The organism is Kribbella sp. NPDC050820, from assembly GCF_040653975.1.
GTDB lineage: Bacteria > Actinomycetota > Actinomycetes > Propionibacteriales > Kribbellaceae > Kribbella.
Window position 1 is genome coordinate 1 of record NZ_JBFAHB010000176.1, and the last position, 1,252, is coordinate 1,252.

Below are 1,252 nucleotides of genomic sequence, written 5' to 3' on the forward strand. Positions count from 1 at the left end.
AAGTGGTGGTACGCGACGTTGCGGGGCAAGATGCTGCTGCCCAGACCGCGCATCAGCCGCGGCCTGGCCGGCTGGCCGAAGATCCGCGAGCCGACGGCGTCCACGCCAACCACCCGCAGCCACGGCCAGTGGCCGCGGAGCACCTCGGTGAGCCCGGCGCAGTGTCCGCCCGAGCCGACGCTAGCCACGAGGACGTCGGCCGCCTCGAGCTGCTCGAGCAGCTCGTGCGCCATCGCCACGTAGCCCAGTGGGTTGTCCGGGTTGTTGTACTGGTCGGGCCAGTAGGCGCCCGGTGTCGTGGCCAACAGCTCGTGAAGCCGGTCCAGCCGTGCGCTCTGCCACCCGCCGTGCGGATCAGGCTGGTGCACCACCTCCAGCGTCACGCCATACGCTGCGAACAGCGCCCGCAGGTCCGGCTCGAGCTCGTCGTCAACGACCAACGTCACCGGATGCCCCAGCGCCCGGCCGGCGAAGGCCAGCCCAAGTCCCAGAGTGCCGCTGGTCGACTCGATGATCGTCGCGCCCGCATCGAGCTCACCACGGGCGGCCGCACCCGCCAGCATCGCGACGGCCGCTCTGGCCTTCATCCCACCGATCCCGGCAGACTCCAGCTTCGCCCAATACCCGGCCCCGTTGGATCCATCAGCCGGGATCCACGCCAGCGGGGTGCGGCCCAGCACATCCAGCAGGGACCCGGCCGAGGCGTCCGTCCCGGCGCTCACGAGCACCGCCCTCGATAGTGGAACAACGTGCTCGTCCCGCCATCGAGGGAGAAGAACGGGTACGGCTCGGCCGAAACCGCGTACACCCCGGGCGCGCCGATGAACCACGGCAGCACCGCGCTGCCGCTCTGGGCAAACACGACCACGGGCAACCCGGCCGACCTGGCGCGCCCCAGCAGCGCGCCGAAAGTGGCGTTGCCCAGCGTCATACCGGTGATCAACAGCGCGTCGCACCGGTCGACCTGCTCCAGCGCCGACGTGCACACCGGCTCGTCCCATTCGGTGTATCCGCCGGCCAGGTCGCACGGGACATACCCGATCCCCCGCTCGCGCAGCTGCTCCAGCAGCGAGTTCACCACGCCGACGACCAGCACCGTTTGCCCAGCGGCCACCGGCAGCAGATCGATCACCGCCCCGGCCCGGGCACGCGACTTGGCCAGCGACGAGCCGCCCGGCACCACGACCGCCGCGCCGGGCACGCCGCCGGCACCCGGATGCGGGTGGACGTGCATCAGATAGGCGTCCAGGGC

Annotated in this window: 2 protein-coding genes; both read right to left on the bottom strand. The window is 71.5% G+C overall.

The window, feature by feature from the left end; genetic code table 11:
- Nucleotides 1–722: pyridoxal-phosphate dependent enzyme (locus AB0H36_RS48080; protein WP_360539136.1), on the bottom strand; the 722-nt coding region annotated here is incomplete at its 3' end.
- Nucleotides 719–1,252 (bottom strand): DUF364 domain-containing protein (locus AB0H36_RS48085; RefSeq protein WP_360539139.1); only part of this gene is annotated, 534 nt, incomplete at its 5' end. The genes AB0H36_RS48080 and AB0H36_RS48085, both read right to left, overlap by 4 nt.